Source organism: Rhizobium sp. BK538, assembly GCF_014197575.1.
Lineage (GTDB): Bacteria > Pseudomonadota > Alphaproteobacteria > Rhizobiales > Rhizobiaceae > Rhizobium.
This window is the reverse complement of the sequence record NZ_JACIFT010000005.1, coordinates 114,075-131,971: the sequence shown is the minus strand read 5'-3', so window position 1 is coordinate 131,971 and position 17,897 is coordinate 114,075. Positions and strand designations below refer to the sequence as shown.

14 protein-coding genes and 1 pseudogene are annotated in these 17,897 nt (G+C 60.3%); 9 read left to right on the top strand and 6 right to left on the bottom strand.

Annotated features, from left to right (window positions below):
* Nucleotide 1: 1 nt before the first annotated feature.
* Together FHX09_RS07840 and FHX09_RS07835 are read right to left on the bottom strand one after the other, a co-directional pair.
* Nucleotides 2–383, bottom strand: a pseudogene (locus tag FHX09_RS07840) (VOC family protein).
* Between the two features lie 307 nt (nucleotides 384–690).
* Entirely contained in the window at nucleotides 691–2,370 is a 1,680-nt protein-coding gene (locus FHX09_RS07835; RefSeq protein WP_132588816.1) for a formate--tetrahydrofolate ligase, read from the bottom strand.
* A gap of 519 nt (nucleotides 2,371–2,889) precedes the next feature.
* On the opposite strand from FHX09_RS07835, the gene FHX09_RS07830 reads away from it, so the two are divergent.
* Complete coding sequence (locus FHX09_RS07830) at nucleotides 2,890–3,615, top strand: LuxR family transcriptional regulator (RefSeq protein WP_183719238.1); 726 nt, start codon at nucleotides 2,890–2,892, stop codon at nucleotides 3,613–3,615.
* 9 nt (nucleotides 3,616–3,624) lie between these two features.
* On the opposite strand, the gene FHX09_RS07825 is transcribed toward FHX09_RS07830, so the two are convergent.
* The 3 genes from FHX09_RS07825 to FHX09_RS07815 all read right to left on the bottom strand — a co-directional run bounded on the left by FHX09_RS07825 (nucleotide 3,625) and on the right by FHX09_RS07815 (nucleotide 6,602).
* Nucleotides 3,625–4,749, bottom strand: coding sequence for a DUF2333 family protein (locus FHX09_RS07825; protein ID WP_007789871.1), 1,125 nt, complete (start codon nucleotides 4,747–4,749; stop codon nucleotides 3,625–3,627).
* Between the two features lie 84 nt (nucleotides 4,750–4,833).
* Nucleotides 4,834–5,925 (bottom strand): hypothetical protein, encoded by a 1,092-nt coding sequence (locus FHX09_RS07820; protein WP_184449688.1) that lies wholly within the window; start codon nucleotides 5,923–5,925, stop codon nucleotides 4,834–4,836.
* 74 nt (nucleotides 5,926–5,999) lie between these two features.
* The gene (locus tag FHX09_RS07815; protein ID WP_132588819.1) at nucleotides 6,000–6,602 is read right to left on the bottom strand and encodes a thymidine kinase; all 603 of its coding nucleotides are present in this window, start codon (nucleotides 6,600–6,602) and stop codon (nucleotides 6,000–6,002) included.
* Between the two features lie 236 nt (nucleotides 6,603–6,838).
* On the opposite strand from FHX09_RS07815, the gene FHX09_RS07810 reads away from it, so the two are divergent.
* The 8 genes from FHX09_RS07810 (at nucleotide 6,839) to ade (ending at nucleotide 16,169) form a co-directional block, all read left to right on the top strand.
* Nucleotides 6,839–7,792, top strand: a complete 954-nt coding sequence (locus tag FHX09_RS07810; protein WP_132588820.1) for a choline ABC transporter substrate-binding protein — start codon at nucleotides 6,839–6,841, stop codon at nucleotides 7,790–7,792.
* A 76-nt stretch (nucleotides 7,793–7,868) separates the two neighbouring features.
* Entirely contained in the window at nucleotides 7,869–8,714 is an 846-nt protein-coding gene (gene choW, locus FHX09_RS07805) for a choline ABC transporter permease subunit (protein WP_007789864.1), read from the top strand.
* Nucleotides 8,711–9,763 (top strand): choline ABC transporter ATP-binding protein, encoded by a 1,053-nt coding sequence (gene choV, locus FHX09_RS07800; RefSeq protein ID WP_132588821.1) that lies wholly within the window; start codon nucleotides 8,711–8,713, stop codon nucleotides 9,761–9,763. The genes choW and choV overlap by 4 nt, the downstream gene beginning before the upstream one ends.
* Before the next feature lie 31 nt (nucleotides 9,764–9,794).
* Nucleotides 9,795–10,547 carry a pyridoxamine 5'-phosphate oxidase family protein gene (locus FHX09_RS07795; RefSeq protein ID WP_132588822.1) on the top strand — a complete coding sequence of 251 codons (753 nt, stop codon included), beginning with the start codon at nucleotides 9,795–9,797 and terminating at the stop codon, nucleotides 10,545–10,547.
* 96 nt (nucleotides 10,548–10,643) lie between these two features.
* Nucleotides 10,644–10,961 carry a metalloregulator ArsR/SmtB family transcription factor gene (locus FHX09_RS07790; RefSeq protein ID WP_007789858.1) on the top strand — a complete coding sequence of 106 codons (318 nt, stop codon included), beginning with the start codon at nucleotides 10,644–10,646 and terminating at the stop codon, nucleotides 10,959–10,961.
* A gap of 265 nt (nucleotides 10,962–11,226) precedes the next feature.
* Nucleotides 11,227–12,555: an aspartate aminotransferase family protein gene (locus tag FHX09_RS07785; RefSeq protein WP_132588823.1), complete on the top strand. Its 1,329-nt coding sequence runs from the start codon at nucleotides 11,227–11,229 to the stop codon at nucleotides 12,553–12,555.
* A 676-nt stretch (nucleotides 12,556–13,231) separates the two neighbouring features.
* Complete coding sequence (locus tag FHX09_RS07780; RefSeq protein ID WP_007789853.1) at nucleotides 13,232–14,335, top strand: branched-chain amino acid ABC transporter substrate-binding protein; 1,104 nt, start codon at nucleotides 13,232–13,234, stop codon at nucleotides 14,333–14,335.
* Between the two features lie 136 nt (nucleotides 14,336–14,471).
* Nucleotides 14,472–16,169, top strand: coding sequence for an adenine deaminase (ade, locus tag FHX09_RS07775; RefSeq protein ID WP_132588824.1), 1,698 nt, complete (start codon nucleotides 14,472–14,474; stop codon nucleotides 16,167–16,169).
* A gap of 4 nt (nucleotides 16,170–16,173) precedes the next feature.
* Here the strand turns inward: ade and FHX09_RS07770 are convergent, their stop codons facing one another.
* Nucleotides 16,174–17,823 (bottom strand): alpha-glucosidase, encoded by a 1,650-nt coding sequence (locus tag FHX09_RS07770; protein WP_132588825.1) that lies wholly within the window; start codon nucleotides 17,821–17,823, stop codon nucleotides 16,174–16,176.
* Nucleotides 17,824–17,897: the final 74 nt, after the last annotated feature.

The window sequence follows — 17,897 nt, the reverse complement described above, 5'->3', positions numbered from 1 at the left end:
GTCATCCCGCACGCCATCCGACCTCGATCAGCACGCGCCCCGGCGCCATGCAATAAAAGAGATATCCACCGCGCATCTCGCGCGGCTCACCGACGATTTCGGCGTCGCTTTTCCTTCAACGCGCTATATAGCCGGTCAACGTTGCTTCGCTCGGTCTGGATGAAGCCGAGGTGATAGGTGACGAGGTCCAGCGCCTGCTGATCGCCGCTACCGAACTTTTCGATCGGGTGGCTGACCACGATTTCGAGGCCGGCATCGTCGTCAAGGATCGCAAGGCCGCTCGCACCTCGCATCTCCCGCAGATACAGGCCGAAATGCCGGACGAGAAATGCGGCAGTGGCAGCGACATCGGGCACGTGAATATCAATATGGTTCATTCGCATTGTTCATTCCTTCGGGTTGCCCGGCGGAACGACGTATAACGCGCATTGAATCCGCCGAGAGCGGCGCGGGATGCGCCGTTTCTCGTCGCGGGTTCTCACATGCACTGGAATGTGGTGCGGATCAGAGCTTCCTTGCGGAAGGGGCCGTGCTTACCATATCCGACCCTGCCTTTTTCGACGCCTTGGATTTAGCACTTGAGCGGCAGCGACAGCAAGCCCCTGCCTGGCAAATGCCAAAAAGCCAGAGGCCTAGACACCAACGCTGAATCAAGATCCGAGCCCTTTCAATCGGTTTCTCAACGCCCGATCAGAACAAGCCCTCGATATAGCCCTGATCATTGAGGTAAATCCGCTCCGCCGAGGGCGATCTCGGCAAACCAGGCATGGTCATGATCTCGCCGGTGATGGCCACCACGAAGCCAGCGCCTGCCGAGAGGCGGACTTCGCGGACCGGCACGATATGTCCTTCCGGCGCGCCGCGCAGGTTCGGATCGGTCGAAAAGGAGTATTGCGTCTTCGCCATGCAGACCGGCAGGTGCCCGTAGCCCTGCTCCTCCCAGGCAAGCAACTGGTCCCTCACCGCCTTGTCAGCGGTCACCTCGCCTGCGTGGTAAATCTTCGAGGCCACGATCTCGATCTTCTCGAACAGGGAGACGTCGTCGGGATAGAGCGGCTCGAATCTCGACTGTCCCGATTCCGCAAGCTCGACCACCTTGTAGGCGAGTTCCTCGATGCCGGCAGACCCCTTGGCCCAGTGCCTGCAGAGGATCGCCTCCGCCCCGAGGCGCGAGACATACTCCTTCACGGCTGCGATTTCCGCATCCGTATCCGAGACAAAATGATTGATGGCGACGACGACGGGAACGCCGAACTTGCGAACGTTGGCGACATGGCGGCCGAGGTTGGAGCAGCCCTTCTTCAGCGCGGCGACATTCTCCGTTCCGAGATCGTTCTTCGTCACGCCGCCATTCATCTTGAGTGCGCGCACCGTCGCGACAATAACGGCGGCATCCGGTTTCAGTCCCGCCTTTCGGCATTTGATGTCGAAGAATTTTTCGGCCCCGAGATCGGCGCCGAAACCCGCTTCCGTCACGACATAGTCGCCGAGCTTCAGCGCCGTCTGCGTGGCGATCACCGAGTTGCAGCCATGCGCGATATTGGCGAACGGGCCGCCATGCACGAAGGCCGGATTGTTTTCCAGCGTCTGGACAAGGTTCGGCTGCAAGGCATCCTTCAGGAGAACGGCCATGGCCCCATCGGCCTTCAGGTCGCGGGCATAGACGGCCGTCTTGTCGCGCCGGTAGCCGACGATGATGTTGCCGAGGCGCTCCTCCAGATCCTTGAGGTCCGTGGCGAGGCAAAGAATGGCCATCACCTCGGAGGCCACCGTGATGTCGAAGCCGTTCTGCCTGGGAAAGCCGTTGGCGACCCCACCAAGCGAGGAGACCATCTCGCGCAGCGCCCTGTCGTTCATGTCCATCACGCGCCGCCACGTGACGCGCCTGAGATCGATATCCTGCTCGTTGCCCCAATAGATGTGATTGTCGATCATCGCCGCGAGCAGATTGTGGGCCGAGGTGATCGCATGGAAATCGCCGGTGAAATGCAGGTTGATGTCTTCCATCGGAATGACTTGCGCATAGCCGCCACCGGCAGCGCCGCCCTTGACCCCGAAGCATGGTCCGAGCGAAGCCTCGCGGATGCAGACGATCGCCTTCTTGCCGATCCGGTTCAACCCATCGCCGAGGCCGACGGTCGTCGTCGTCTTGCCCTCGCCTGCGGGTGTCGGATTGATTGCCGTGACGAGGATCAACCTGCCATCAGGCTTCTCGGCCTGTGCCGCAATGAATTGCGCGCTGAGCTTGGCCTTGTCATGCCCGTATGGCGCCAGTTGCTCGGCCGGAATGCCGAGCTTTGCACCGATCTCGAAGATCGGTTTTTTCTCCGCCGCGCGCGCAATCTCGATGTCGGATTTGTAGGCTGCCATCCCGTTTCCCCACTGGCCTGTGCGCTCGATCGGCGCCACCTTTGCTTCAACGGGATAGCGAAATATGCCGCGACTGTGAATAGTGCGCTGGTTGCCCAGCGCTTATCCAAGCCGCTATCAGTCAGACATTGATTCTAGACGTGGCAGGACAAGACATGACATCACTCGAACTCATTGTCGAGCGCATCCTGGCATCCGTCCGCTCTGCGGTCATGCTTGGCTTCTCGAGCAGCTAACGGAAAAAGGCGAAGGCGACGGACAAGATCTGATCGTGACGTGATTCGCAGGCGCTGGCGCCCCCCGACGAACCTGCATATTTTCCTGGAGCGCTTGCGCGGAAAGCCGCTTCCGTCTCCTTGGGTTGCGTTTCGAATAGGGGATGGCGCAACCATAGGACGATCCTGTGGTTAAAGTAATACATTTGAAATTAATCGCTGCAGACCCCGCCGTTTCGCACTAGCAAATATATCAGTTTGCATATTCTATGGCGCTGAAATGAAGGTAAGCAGGGACGCATTAATGTCTTACATGACTACCTCGGAAAGGCAGCTGTCTCTGGCCACAGAGATTTCAACTGTCAATACCAAGGCCGAATTCGCGCAAATTCTCGTCAGAGTAGCGCGCGCCTATGGCTTCCGGCATGTCACGTTGATGCTTGCTCCCGCTCCTGAAAGCGTTCTTCTCAAAGCCCTCCTCATTGAAACGTCGCTTCCGTCCACATACTACAACCAATTCGACCGCGCCCGCATCATGCGTTTTCCCATGCTGTCGACCGGAATGGGCGACTCGGCCCTGCCGCGCTCGTGGAGCCTTTCCGACAACTCCTCTGCTGACATTTTCCCGCATGAGTTGAGTAAACTTCTGCATGACTTCGGCATACCGACGGGCGTTGCTGTCCCCGCATATACACGCGACGGTGAGCGAATCCTGTTCTGGCTGGCCGGTGATCGCCCGGTGCTCGGACAAACCGAGCTCAACGAACTCACGATGGTGACCCTCCATCTGCTCGACGCCTATAACCGCACGAAGCAATCGAAGGTTACGGAGCACACGCCCCTTTCTGCCCGCGAACGGGAGGTCGTCCGCTGGACGGCACAGGGAAAAACGTCGATCGAGATCGGCCAGATCCTTTCGTTGTCGGATCACACCGTGAATGCCTACATGACGAGCGCCATCAAGAAGCTCGACTGCGTAAATCGAACGCAAGTTGTCGCCAAGGCGATCCGGATGAAGCTGATCAACTGAGCAAGACGCTCAGCGATCGAGCACGGAGCGAATCTCGACGAGATTGGACCGGACGCGGAGAATGTAGAAGCCCATCGTCGCCAGATGGCTCGGCATGATCCAACCGTCTTCCCGACCATTGGAAATGATTGCGGGCTGGATCTGCAAGGCGGCCTGGAACTGCCTCATCGTTGCGCCGAATATGGCGCCCAGATTGCGTTCCGCGACGACCTGGGAAAAGTCGGACTGCGCGGCGGCAAGGATCGCGTAGTAGGCATAGAGCTGCCCATAGGCGAACCAGAAGCGGTCGTCGGCGCGCGTATCGAACCAGCCGCGATGATGGTTCTGCGAGCGGTCCGCAAGCACATCCGAGGTGCTGCCGAGATCGTTGGCGATGCGGTCGATGAACTGGATCAGGTTATCCGCGCGTCCATCGAAGATCGCATTGCAAGCGGCCAAGTCGGCATTGAATTTGCGCAGGCTTTCGAGAGCGGAACGATAATAGCTTGGTGTCGGCGTCTTCGGCCCGAACGGATCGAGTCCGAAATACCAGCTGTACTCATCGAACTGCAGATTGCCGCGTGCCTTTTGCAGATCGTTGTTGATCCCCGACGTGCCCCGTACGCGGCCAAGCGTATCGACGAGTTCGACCGAGGTGCGACGAACCGCCTGGTTCACGCCACGCTGGAACGACGCCTTGTTGTCGAGGAACGGCGTGTGATCCCAGTCGATGCCGAAGAAGCCGAGACGATAGAGGAGCATGGAGGAGATCCACGCATTCTGATTGACGTTGAAGTCCGTCAGATCGGCCGCGACATCGACGATGGCCGAGCGCTGGCAGGTCTTCGTCGCCGCCGCGTCGTCTGTTGCCGGCAGTTCCTGCCCAGCCGGCACCTTGCGTTCGGAAAGCCTGTACTCATTCACGAAGGACGGGTTGAAGCCGGACCAGACCTGCGTCTGCCAGATGAAATAGCAATAAAGAACGGTAAGCAGCCCGATAAAACCAAGGATCGGCAACCGGACCATCCAGGTCCGCTGAACGTACCAGCCACGGGCGGCGATAAATGGCCAGAAAGCCCAGGCGAAGAAGATCCGCGCCCAGCGTGCGATGGTCCGGCCGATCAGCCTGAAAAAACCGGCGATCCGGTCGAGCATCCTCTTCTCCTTGCCGTGATGGGCAGACAGTGTCTGCGCACTGACATATGCGCTCGCTCCGGGAAGAACAATATCGTGCTGATATTATTGTTTCTTCAGGAGCTTGGGGCGCAGGAGGCGGAAGCGAAGGCGCTTGGAGATTTTCCTCGTATCGATGATCGGCCCTCCGCAGCCCTCCTCCGGCTCCCGCTGGAAGGTCTCGAACTTACTGGCGAAGACGGCGTCGGCGGTCCGCTTGCGATGCTCCAGTTCCTGCGGCACCAGCATATTGCGCTCAAACAGTTCAATCGGACCGGCAATGGCGGGAAAGAGTTCCGCCGAAATCTGGACCTTCGACCCGGGAATGTCCGTGTCCACCTGTGCCTGATAGATCAAAAGCCGCTCTTCGGTGTCGATCACCATCTTGCGCGTGAGGGCGTTGCACAGGCCGACCTGGCTATTCAGCGCATCGACGAAAACCTGGAAGAGATTGATGAAGCGTTCGCGGCGCTGGCTATCCTCGCGCATTCCGCGTTCTTCCTCGGCAACGCGGTCGGCTTCGCTCTTCAGGGCGCGCCGCTCCTGTTCCATACGTTCCCATTCGGCCTTGCTTCCATAAAGACCGATCCTGCCCTGCTTCGTCAGCGCCTTGGCATTCAATTCCCGAATGCGCAGGCGCGCGATATCGATCTTGTCGACAAGCCGACGGCGCTGCTCGACGATGCCGATCAACCCATGCTCCCCCAACTTGTGAAAGTCGATCACAATCGTGCGGTAGCTCGCAATGACAGCAGCGGTTTCGTTCGACTTCACCAGCAGGTCGCGCAGCCGCTCCACAACCGGGGCGGCGCGCACCCGCGCGCTATGGCGACGCCACATCCGCTGACGCGAAAAGCGACCGATGAATTTCTCGCCTGTCGTCAGGCCGCGGAAACTGTCGAGATCCGCTGAAACCTTGACCGTCAGCGTGTCGAGGACGGATACGAGTTCCGCCAGCAGATTGGTCAGGCTCGCGCCGTTTGTGACAAACGCCTGGAAGCGCCCGTTCTCGACAAGGAAGCGCTCATCATCGACGGCGGCCCCTTGGCGCGCAAACTCTTTGACGAAATCGACGCAGACCCTGGCTTCAAGACGCAGCTGTTCCACGAGCGCTCGCGCGGCTTCCAGCTGCGTGTCGAAGGAGAAAGGCTTGCGCACCGGAACGCCTCCATGAATCGGTTACAGCGAACCTAGCGCATAAGCCGACAAACCGGAATCGATTTGAGGAACGCTCACACCGCCTCGGCAAGCCATTGCCCGTTCATGGCATCATCCCAATGCCGCCGGCAAAGCGATACGTACTTTTCGTTGCCCCCGACATCGATCTGCGCGCCTTCGCGCAGCACCTTTCCTTCTGCGTCGAGGCGCACCACCATCGTCGCCTTGCGTCCGCAATGGCAGATGGTCCGCACCTCACGCATCTCGTCCGCGATCGCGAGAAGCTCCTCAGACGCAGGAAACAGCTTCCCCTGGAAGTCGGTCCTGAGGCCATAGACCATGACCGGAATGTTCATCCGGTCGACGATCCGGGCAAGCTGCCAGACATGCTCGCGCGTCATGAAGTGAGCTTCGTCGACGAAGACGCAAGCGATTGGCTCCCCCTCCTTGCTAAGTTCGCCAATCAAGGCCTGCAAGTCTGCTTCCGGTTCGAAGGCCACGGCGCTCGCCTGCAGCCCGATCCTAGAGCCGATAACCCCTTTTCCGGCGCGCTCATCGAAGGCCGCGATCAGCAAAACGACACGCATGCCGCGCTCCTCGTAATTATAGGAGGCTTGCAGCAGCATCGTCGACTTGCCGGCGTTCATGGTCGAATAGTTGAAATAGAGTTTTGCCATCGTTTTCTCCGTCTTTCGCTTCTTGGAAGCTCGAAACTGCGAAGAAAAGTCCCTCATTTTGATAATCACAGGAAAATCGCGGCCAAAAACCGCCAAAAGCCTTGAAAACCCGGCACTCCGCGAAAAATGCCCCACGTCGCAATCGGGTACTGCAATGCGGCGCAAACGCGCTCAGATCGCTTGTCAAACTCGGTTATTGGTGATTGGCTTGGGAACGCAAGACTGGGAGTCTAAAAATGAAAACGACAAGCGCATTCAAACTGACCACCGCCACCGCAGTTGCCGCTCTCTCTGTCGCAACAGCAGCATTTGCCGCAGACCCCGATAGCTGCTCCGCCGTCCGTCTTTCCGACGTTGGCTGGACTGATATCACCGCAACCACCGCCACGGCCGCAGTCATTCTGAAGAACCTCGGCTACGAGCCTGATGTCAAGGTTCTTTCGGTTCCGGTTACCTATCAGTCGCTGAAGAACAAGGACATTGACGTGTTCCTCGGCAACTGGATGCCGGCTCAGGCGAAGGATGTCCAGCCCTACCTCGATGAGAAGACGGTCGATTCCCTCGGCGTCAACCTCGAGGGCGCCAAATACACGCTCGCGACCAATGCCAAGGGCGTTGAACTCGGCATCAAGGATTTCAGCGATATCGGCAAGCACAAGGACGAACTCGACGGCAAGATCTTCGGGATCGAGCCCGGCAACGACGGCAACCGCCTCGTGATGACCCTGATCGAAAAGAACGAGATGGGAATGGGCGGCCTTGAGCTCGTCGAGTCCTCCGAACAAGGCATGCTGGCACAGGTCGCCCGCGCCGAGAAGGAAGGCAAGCCGGTCGTATTCCTGGGTTGGGCACCCCACCCCATGAACGAGAACTTCAAGATGACTTACCTGACGGGCGGTGACAGCACCTTCGGTCCAAATTTCGGCGGCGCGACGGTCTACACCAACACCCGCGCCGGCTACACCACCGAATGCCCCAACGTCGGCAAGTTCGTCTCGAACCTGAAGTTCAATCTGGAAATGGAAAACCAGATCATGGGCAAGATCCTCAACGATGGTGAGGATCCGCAGGTCGCCGCGACCGAGTGGCTGAAGGCAAATCCGAACGCAGTCGATCCGTGGCTCGCAGGCGTTACGACCAAGGACGGCAAGGACGCCCTTACCGCCGTGAAGTCGGGCCTCGGCCTTTGAAACTGATGAACGGGGCGGCCCTCGCCGCCCCTTTTTGTTTCATCTCGATCTTTGCTCTTTCGGATAGGCGCGCTCCTTGAACTGGATCACCGACTACAAAATTCCTATTGGCCCTTTCGCCAAATCGACCGTCGACTGGCTGACGTCGAGCGGTGAGTGGTTTTTCAACCAGCTTGCTTTCGTTTTGTCGCACGTTATCAATGCGTTGCTTTTCATTCTGCAGGCTCCGCATCCTTTGATCGTACTGGCTGCGATCGTTGGGATCGCTTATTGGCTGCGCCGCTCGATCGGCGTCGCGGTTTTCACCCTGCTCGGCTTGTTGCTGATCATGAACCAGGGCTATTGGAAGGAAACGACGGAAACGCTGGCGCTCGTCCTGGCATCGACATTTGTCAGCATGGCGGTCGGCATTCCACTCGGTATCGCCGGTGCGCGGCGCGCCTGGGTGTTTTCCATCATGCGGCCGGTTCTCGATCTGATGCAGACGATCCCGACCTTCGTCTATCTCATCCCCGCGCTCATCCTCTTCGGTCTCGGCATGGTTCCGGGTCTGATCGCGACCGTAATCTTCGCGATCCCCGCCCCGATCCGCCTGACGCGTCTCGGCATCATCTCGACGCCGCCGTCCCTCGTGGAAGCAGCGGAGTCTTTCGGCGCGACGCCAATGCAGGTGCTGCGCAAGGTCGAGCTCCCCTTCGCCATGCCTCAGATCATGGCCGGCCTTACGCAGACCATCATGCTTTCCCTCTCGATGGTGGTTATCGCGGCGCTTGTCGGCGCCGATGGTCTCGGAAAACCGGTGGTGCGCGCGCTCAATACGGTCAATGTCTCCATGGGCTTCCAGGCGGGTCTCTGTATCGTCATCCTCGCGATTATTCTCGACCGCATGTTCCGTGCGACAGGTGAAGGAGAAGGCGTATGACCGCGGTCCGCTTCGACAACGTCAGCATCGTCTTCGGCGACAAGCCGGAAAACGCCCTCACCTTGGCCGATCAGGGCAAGAATCGCGACGAGATCGGCGCCGCGACCGGTCTCGTTCTCGGCGTGGCGGATGCCTCGCTCTCCGTACAGGAAGGCGAGATCCTCGTCCTCATGGGCCTTTCGGGCTCCGGCAAATCGACCTTGCTGCGTGCCGTGAACGGGCTGGCGCCTGTCGTACGTGGCGAGGTGTCTGTCGCAACGCAAAACGGCCTCTGTAATCCCTACAAGACCACTGCCAAGGGCTTGCGCGACCTGCGCATGCACACCGTCTCGATGGTCTTCCAGCAGTTCGCGCTGCTGCCGTGGCGCACGGTGGCGGAGAATGTCGGCTTCGGCCTCGAGCTCGCGGGTATGCCGGAAGCCGAGCGCAAGAAGCGCGTGGGCGAACAACTTGAGCTCGTCAACCTGACGAAATGGGCCGACCGCAAGGTCAACGAACTCTCCGGCGGCATGCAGCAGCGTGTCGGCCTAGCGCGTGCCTTTGCGACTGGTGCACCGATCCTGCTGATGGACGAGCCGTTCTCGGCGCTCGATCCGTTGATCCGCACGCGTCTGCAAGATGAGCTTCTCGAGTTCCAGCGGCGGCTGAAGAAGACGATCCTCTTCGTCAGCCACGACCTCGACGAGGCGTTCCGCATCGGCAACCGCATCGCCATCATGGAGGGTGGGCGCATCATCCAGTGCGGCACGCCGCAGGAAATCGTCAAGAACCCGGCCGACCAGTACGTCGCCGATTTCGTCCAGCACATGAACCCGATCAGCATGCTGACGGCGCAGGACGTGATGCAGCGCGGTCTCGGACATGCGGCCGCTGGCGCGAGCGTCAGCGGCACGGCGCGCGCCGAGACGCCGCTGATCGACATTCTCGATGCGCTGTCGCGCCAGCCGGGCAGTATCGGTGTCGTGGAAAACGGCGCGATCGTCGGGACTATCTCGGCGCAGGATATCGTCGAAGGCCTGACCCAGCACCGGCGCAAAGAACAGGCTTGATCCCGCCGTCCGCTTCCGTCACAAAGTGGACATGAAAGATCAAGCTTCCGTTCTCAGGGAAACGGACGGAGAAGCCCGCAAACTCGCTCGCACGCTTCTCCGCTCCGCCCGCTATGCCGCAATTGCCGTTCTCGATCCCGGGACCGGCTTTCCCTTTGCGAGTCGCGTCCTGCTCGGCACCGATATCGATGGTGTTCCCGTCATTCTCGTCTCGGGCCTGTCGACGCATACGCGCGCGCTCGACGCCGACCGCCGCGCCTCGCTTCTGACGGGCGAGCCCGGCAAGGGCGATCCGCTTGCCTATCCGCGCCTAACGACCCAATGCCTTGCCGAACCGGTCGAGCGCGACAGCGACATCCACGTCCGGATTCGCAGCCGCTTCCTCAACCGCCATGCCAAGGCAAAGCTCTACATCGATTTCCCGGACTTCCGTTTCTTCCGGCTTGTGCCGCAGTCCGCAAGCCTCAATGGCGGTTTCGGTCGCGCCTATCTGCTGGAGGGCGAAGATCTGACGATTCGATCCCCCGGCAGCGAAGCCGTGGCAGCGCAAGCCGACGCGATAGTGCAAGAATTGCTAGCCATGCGCCCGGATCTCGCGGCTGCGGCTGCGGCGGGCCGGCAGGCCGGCAACGGCGATTGGCGCATTTGTGGAGTGGATTGCGCCGGTTTCGATCTCATTTCGGGTGATTTGCTCCTGCGTTACGAGTTTGATGCCGTTGCGCAGGGTGTTGAGGACGTTTATTCACATATACCTAACATAAAATACGCAATACCTGAAATTTAGCTATATACAATCTTGACGCTGTATTGATAGTTTTCGCCGTCCGGCATTGAGCGGGAACGTGCGTTTTTGAAATTAGTTTCACATCGGGAACAGGATATGGATACAATCGATTTAACCGCCAATGCAAACGTTGCCGCTGCCCTGTTGTCGGCTATGGCAAACCCGAAGAGACTTCTCATTCTCTGCAACCTCGTGAGGGGTGAAATTCCGGTCGGTGCGTTGGCGCAGGAGGTCGGTTTGAGCCAGTCGGCTCTCTCGCAGCACCTGTCCAAGCTGCGCGCCCAGAAACTGGTAAAAACGCGCCGCGACGCCCAGACGATCTACTATTCGAGCAATTCCGAGCAGGTTCTCAAAATCCTCGAAGCCCTCACTGACATCTATGCTGTTCAAAGCCGCACCAAGTCTGCGGCGTAAGGATGCGCTGACATAACGTCAGCCTATAAGCCGCACTGCCGAGGGATGCATCCGGAATAGTGTGGCAACCTTGTTTCAGCACGTCTGCATACTTTTAGGCCGGCAGCAATGCCGGTCTTTTTTTGCATATTGTTCGCCGCTGCGCTGCCCAGACGGCAACGTCCGCGGCTTGACGCCCGGAGAAGCGCTGATAATTTGACCGGGCAGTAAAAAACGGCATCAGCCAATACCGGGAACGGCCTCCGAAACGGCCATGGAGAACAGCATGTCCAACCGCCTCAATACCACGCCAAATGACCTGCGGGCCTTTTGGATGCCCTTCACTGCGAACCGTCAGTTCAAGAAGGAGCCGCGTCTCTTCGTCAGCGCCAAGGACATGTACTACCAGACCCATGACGGCCGCCAGGTGCTCGACGGCACCGCCGGCCTCTGGTGTGTGAATGCAGGGCACTGCCGGCCGAAGATCACCGAGGCGATCCGCGAACAGGCGGGCGAGCTCGACTATGCGCCGGCCTTCCAGCTCGGCCATCCCAAGGCCTTCGAACTGGCGAACCGCCTCGTCGATATCGCGCCCGAAGGCATGGATCACGTTCTCTACACCAATTCCGGGTCTGAATCGGTCGAGACCGCGCTGAAGGTCGCTCTCGCCTATCATCGCGTGAAGGGCAACGGCTCGCGCTTCCGTCTGATCGGCCGCGAGCGCGGCTATCACGGCGTCAACTTCGGCGGAATCTCCGTCGGCGGCATTGTCTCCAACCGCAAGATGTTCGGCACCCTGCTGACGGGCGTCGATCACATGCCGCACACCCATCAGCCCGGCAAGAACGCCTTTACCCGCGGCCAGCCCGAGCATGGCGGCGATCTGGCGAGCGAGCTCGAACGCATCGTCACGCTACACGACGCCTCGACGATCGCGGCCGTCATCGTCGAGCCGATCGCCGGTTCGACCGGCGTGCTGATCCCGCCGAAGGGTTATCTGCAGAAGCTCCGCGAGCTCTGCACCAAGCATGGCATCCTTTTGATCTTCGACGAAGTCATCACCGGCTTCGGCCGCCTCGGCGCCCCGTTCGCCGCGCAGTATTACGACGTCAAGCCCGATATGATCACCACCGCGAAGGGCCTGACCAACGGCGTCATCCCGATGGGCGCGGTCTTCGTGACTGCGGAGATCCATGACGCGTTCATGAGCGGCCCGGAACACATGATCGAGTTCTTCCACGGCTACACCTATTCGGGCAACCCGATCGCCTGCGCCGCCGCGCTCGGCACGCTCGACACGTACAAGGAAGAAGGCCTCCTGACCCGCGCTGCGGAACTCTCCGACTATTGGGCCGACGCGCTGCACTCCCTGAAGGATTGCCCGAACGTGATCGACGTCAGGAACACCGGCCTTATCGGCGCCATCGAGCTCGATCCGATCGCTGGCGAGCCGACCAAGCGTGCCTTCACCGCCTTCCTGAGGGCCTATGAGAAAGGCCTGCTGATCCGCACCACCGGTGACATCATCGCGCTCTCGCCGCCGCTGATCATCGAGAAGCACCACATCGACGAACTCTTCGCAAAACTGCGCGAAATTCTGCAAAGCAACATCTGATATCGGCAACGGTAGAGTGCCCGCCTTTTAATCCTCTCCCCTTCCAGAGGGGGAGAGGCATCAAACGCGATGAGCACAAAATACGCGATGACCGACCACCGCTTTGCTCGTCATCCACCAAATGGCAAATCTGTATAACGCCAAGACCTCAATCGCGTTACAGGTCTTGGCCACCGCATTTCTCCGCCAGAAAGGACACGTTCCTTTCGATTGGAGATGATTTCATGTTCACGAGACTGCTTGCGCTTTTCTTTCTGTGCTCGCCGCATTCTCTTCCCATCCAAGCTCTGCCGCGACGGGCGCCAAGCGACAATCGATCCACAGGCAGGTCAGCGACATTTCTCTTGCCTTTCTGGCCAAAGCACTTCCCGCAAAATAGATGGTGCGGCGGCACGGTCGGAATCGCGGATTTTCCCGTGAAAACCGTGATTCCGGCGTAGCTCATGACAGAATTCGTCAAAAGTGGCGATCGATTTGCTATCTTCTTGCCTAATCGCTGTGAAATTCCTAAGAAACTTGCTGTGCACCCTGCGAAGCCAAACATGGAAGCCGGGTGTCTCGGCCGGGCGGCTGCTCATCGTCTCTTGGCGCATCCCGCAAGGGCTGTTGTACGATCTGGGCTCGCCGCCGCGGTACTCAAATCGCGGGTTTTGAAACCCACCCAAGGAGAAAGAAAATGAGTCTGAAGACTTTGTCGGCGGCCCTTGTCGCCTCGCTCGCCTTTGCGCCGCTCGCCCATGCAGACATCACCATCGGCCTCATCGCGCCGCTGACCGGTCCGGTCGCCGCCTATGGCGATCAGGTGAAGAATGGCGCGCAGGCCGCTGTTGACGAGATCAACAAGAAGGGTGGCATCCTCGGCGAGAAAGTCATCCTCAAGTACGCCGACGACGCCGGCGAACCCAAGCAGGGCGTTTCCGCTGCCAACCAGATCGTCGGCGACGGCATCCGCTTCGTCGTCGGCCCGGTCACCTCGGGCGTCGCGATCCCGGCATCCGACGTTCTCGCCGAGAACGGCGTGCTGATGGTAACTCCGACCGCAACCGCCCCGGACCTGACCAAGCGCGGCCTCACCAACGTTCTGCGCACCTGCGGCCGTGACGACCAGCAGGCCGAAGTCGCTGCCAACTACGTCCTGAAGAACTTCAAGGACAAGCGCGTCGCGATCATCAACGACAAGGGCGCCTACGGCAAGGGTCTGGCCGATTCCTTCAAGGCAACGCTCAACGCCGGCGGCATCAAGGAGGTGCTCGACGACTCGCTGACCCCTGGCGACAAGGACTTCAGCGCGCTGACAACCCGCCTCAAGGCCGAGAAGGTCGACGTCGTCTATTTCGGCGGCTATCACCCGGAAGGCGGTCTGCTGGCCCGCCAGCTGCATGATCTCTCCGTCAATGCGGTCATCATCGGCGGCGATGGCCTCTCCAACAGCGAGTTCTGGAACATCGGCACCGATGCCGCCGGCGGCACGATCTTCACCAACGCGGTCGACGCGACCAAGAGCCCGGATTCCAAGGCGGCAGCCGATGCGCTGAAGGCCAAGGGCATCCCGGCCGAAGCCTTCACGCTCAACGCCTACGCCGCAGTCGAAGTCCTGAAGGCAGGCATCGAGAAGGCCGGCAGCGCCGAAGATTCCGAAGCCGTCGCCAAGGCGCTGAAGGGCGGCGAGCCGATCTCGACCACCATCGGCAAGCTGACCTACGGCGAAACCGGTGACCTGACCTCGCAGAGCTTCGCGCTCTACAAGTGGGAAGGTGGCAAGATCGTTCCGGCCGAGTAAGCCTTCGATCTCGCGGATGGATCGCCGGGCGTCCCTTTGGGGCGCCCGGTTTTCGTTTGTGGACCAGCCGGCAAGCCGATCTCGCTTTGTCTGACACATGGGTTATAACTGGACAAACGCCAGCACGAGGATGCCCATGACCGCCAAGCTCGAACGCCTCATCGACCAGGGAACGGGCCAACTGCCTGCCGATATCGTGCTGAAAGGCGGGCGCTTCTTCGATCTCGTTACGGGCGAACTTGTGGCATCGGATATCGCTATCGCCCAAGACCGTATCGTCGGCACATGCGGCAACTACGATGGCGAAACCGAGATCGATATCTCAGGCAAGATCGTCGTGCCTGGCTTCATCGACACGCATCTCCACATCGAATCCTCGCTGGTGACACCGCACGAGTTCGACCGCTGCGTCCTGCCCTATGGCGTCACAACTGCCATCTGCGATCCGCATGAGATCGCCAATGTCCTTGGCATCGAAGGCATTCAGTATTTCCTGGATTCGTCCCTCGAGACGATCATGGACATCCGCGTCCAGCTTTCTTCCTGCGTGCCCGCCACGCACCTGGAAACGTCGGGCGCCGATCTGCCGATCGAGCGGTTGTTGCCCTTCCGCCGTCATCCGAAAGTCATTGGCCTTGCAGAGTTCATGAATTTCCCCGGCGTGATCCACAAGGATCCCGTCTGCTTGGCCAAACTCGACGCCTTCCAGGGCGAGCATATCGATGGCCACGCGCCCCTGCTCTCGGGCAACGACCTGAACGGCTATCTCGCCGCCGGCATCCGCACCGAGCACGAATGCACGAGTGCTGCAGAAGCGCTGGAAAAGATCCGCAAGGGGATGCACATCCTCGTGCGCGAGGGTTCAGTGTCGAAAGATCTCGCGGCCCTGATGCCCATTATCACCGAACGCCTGTCGCCGCACCTTGCGCTCTGCACCGACGACCGCAATCCGCTCGACATCGCCGAGCACGGCCACCTTGACTACATGATCCGCACCGCGATCAAGAACGGCGTCGAGCCGCTGGCTATCTACCGCGCCGCATCGATTTCGGCTGCGCGGGCCTTCGGACTGAGAGATCGCGGCCTCGTCGCCCCCGGCTGGCGCGCGGACCTCGTGGTGATCGACAGCCTGGAAAACTGCCGCGCCGATATCGTTTTTGTGGCCGGACGCGAGGTAACCGCCGAACTCTTTGCCACCCGCAAACCGGTGGAGCCCGTCGGCCTCGACAGTGTGAAGGCCAGGCCCGTCAACGCCGCTCATTTCGGCGTGCCGGTCGCCGATGGAGAAACGCCCGTCATCGGCGTCACCCCCGGCAAGATCATCACCGAATATCGCCGCTACCGGCTTCCCGTGAAGGGCAACCAGACCGACGTCGACCTCGGCAACGACATCGTCAAGGTCGCCGTTATCGAGCGGCATGGCAAGAACGGCAACCATGCCAACGGCTTCGTTCAGGGCTTCGGCCTGAAGAAGGGTGCGATCGCCTCGACCGTCGGCCATGACAGCCACAACATCTGCGTCGTCGGCGTCAGCGAGGACGACATGGCGCTCGCCGCCAATCGCCTCGGCGAAATCAACGGCGGCTTCGTGGTCGTCGAGGATGGCAGGGTCACAGGCGAGATCGCCCTGCCCGTTGCAGGGCTGATGAGCCTTGAGCCCTACGAGACGGTGCGCGACACGCTCCACCACCTTCGCCAAGCCGCCTACGCGCTTGGCACGACGTTGGAAGAACCCTTCCTGCAGGTCGCCTTCCTGCCGCTGCCGGTCATCCCGCACCTGAAGATCTCCGACCGCGGAATGGTGGATGTCGACAAGTTCGCGTTGATCGTGTGAGCGCCTAGCCCGCCACCCGCGCGCAGAACGCATCCAGCGCCGCCAGCTTGATCGGCCCGGTTCCGGTCACCGCCTCGAAGCCAGGTATCGCCAGCCGCTCTCCGATCACCATTCCCGCTGGCGGAACGAACTGTGCGGGCTTGCGCGTCAGGTTGAAGACGAAGAGCAGCTTTTCGCTTCCCTTCGAACGCGTGAAGGCCAGAAGATCTTGATTGGTTCCAATGAACTCCATGGTGCCGTCGAGCAGCGCCGGGTGGCCTTTGCGGAATCTGAGCGTCTGCCGGTAGTGATGCAGGACGGAATGCGGATCACTCTCCTGCGTATCGATCGAAAGTGCTGCCTGCTCGTAAGGCACCGGCAGCCAGGATTTCTCGGCCGTCGTAAAGCCGGCATGCGCCTTGGCCGCCTCCCAGGGCATCGGCGTGCGGCACCCGTCACGCCCCTTGAAGGCCGGCCAGAAGCGAATGCCGTAGGGGTCGCGCAGGTCCTCGAAGGCAAGCTGTGCCTCCGGAAGGCCAAGCTCTTCACCCTGATAGAGGCAGATCGAGCCCCGCAGTGCCGCCAGCACCGACATGGCGAGCTTGGCGATAACAGGTCGCTCCGCTTCCGTCTTGGCAAAGCGGCTGACATGGCGGTTGACGTCGTGGTTGGAGAAGGCCCAGCAGACCCATCCATCTGCGACCGACTTCTGGAAGGCGTCGACGCAACTGCGAATATGCGTGGCGGTGAAATCCGGCCCGAGCAGATCGAAGGTGTAGCACATGTGCAGCTTGTCGCCGCCGGTCGTATAGGCGGCCACGGTCTTCAACGAGCGGGCGCCGTCACCGACCTCGCCGACCGTCGTGCGTGCCTCGTAGCGATCGAGCAGAGCCCGGAACCGCTGGAGGAAGCCGATATTCTCCGGCTGCGTCTTGTCATGGAGGTGATTCTGCATGCCATAGGGGTTCGTATCCGGCGCATCGAGGCCGGCGTCACTCTCGTCAGGCGCGTGCGCAGGGTTGTCGCGAAGCAGCTTGTCGCAGAAGTAATAGTTGACGGTATCGAGGCGGAAGCCGTCGACGCCGCGGTCGAGCCAGAACTTCACCGTGGCAAGCACGGCATCCTGAACCTGCGGGCTGTGGAAGTTGAGATCCGGCTGCGAGGTCAGGAAGTTGTGCTGGTAGTACTGCCGGCGCACGCCGTCCCATTCCCAGCCGGGTCCGCCGAAGATCGAGAGCCAGTTGTTGGGCGCAGTGCCGTCCGGTTTCGGGTCGGCCCAGACATACCAGTCCGCCTTCGAATTGGTCCGGCTCGAGCGGCTCTCGATGAACCAGGGATGAACGTCCGACGTATGCGAGATCACCTGGTCGATGACGACCTTGATGCCGAGCCCGTGAGCCGCGGTCATCATCTCGTCGAAATCGGCAAGAGTGCCGAAAATCGGATCGACATCGCAATAGTCCGAAACATCGTAGCCCATATCGGCCATGGGCGATTTGAAGAACGGCGACAGCCAGATGGCATCGACACCGAGGCTGGCGATATAGGGCAATCGCCGAGTAATGCCCTTGAGATCGCCCAAGCCATCTCCGTTCGTATCCTGAAAGGAACGTGGATAGACCTGATAAATCACTGCACCCCGCCACCAGTCCGCCGTCTTGTCCGCAACCGCCACCGTTCATCTCCTGCATTCATGCAATGACGTTGCACACTAAAGCGGGTGGGACAAAAAACAACCTTCAGCCGGAA

Coding starts and splice junctions, on each gene's coding strand:
- FHX09_RS07835 (WP_132588816.1), bottom strand. CDS start 2,370: ATGGCAGCCTACAAATCCGACATCGAGATTGCGCGCGCGGCGGAGAAA.
- FHX09_RS07830 (WP_183719238.1), top strand. CDS start 2,890: ATGTCTTACATGACTACCTCGGAAAGGCAGCTGTCTCTGGCCACAGAG.
- FHX09_RS07825 (WP_007789871.1), bottom strand. CDS start 4,749: ATGCTCGACCGGATCGCCGGTTTTTTCAGGCTGATCGGCCGGACCATC.
- FHX09_RS07815 (WP_132588819.1), bottom strand. CDS start 6,602: ATGGCAAAACTCTATTTCAACTATTCGACCATGAACGCCGGCAAGTCG.
- FHX09_RS07810 (WP_132588820.1), top strand. CDS start 6,839: ATGAAAACGACAAGCGCATTCAAACTGACCACCGCCACCGCAGTTGCC.
- choV (WP_132588821.1), top strand. CDS start 8,711: ATGACCGCGGTCCGCTTCGACAACGTCAGCATCGTCTTCGGCGACAAG.
- FHX09_RS07795 (WP_132588822.1), top strand. CDS start 9,795: ATGAAAGATCAAGCTTCCGTTCTCAGGGAAACGGACGGAGAAGCCCGC.
- FHX09_RS07790 (WP_007789858.1), top strand. CDS start 10,644: ATGGATACAATCGATTTAACCGCCAATGCAAACGTTGCCGCTGCCCTG.
- FHX09_RS07785 (WP_132588823.1), top strand. CDS start 11,227: ATGTCCAACCGCCTCAATACCACGCCAAATGACCTGCGGGCCTTTTGG.
- FHX09_RS07780 (WP_007789853.1), top strand. CDS start 13,232: ATGAGTCTGAAGACTTTGTCGGCGGCCCTTGTCGCCTCGCTCGCCTTT.
- ade (WP_132588824.1), top strand. CDS start 14,472: ATGACCGCCAAGCTCGAACGCCTCATCGACCAGGGAACGGGCCAACTG.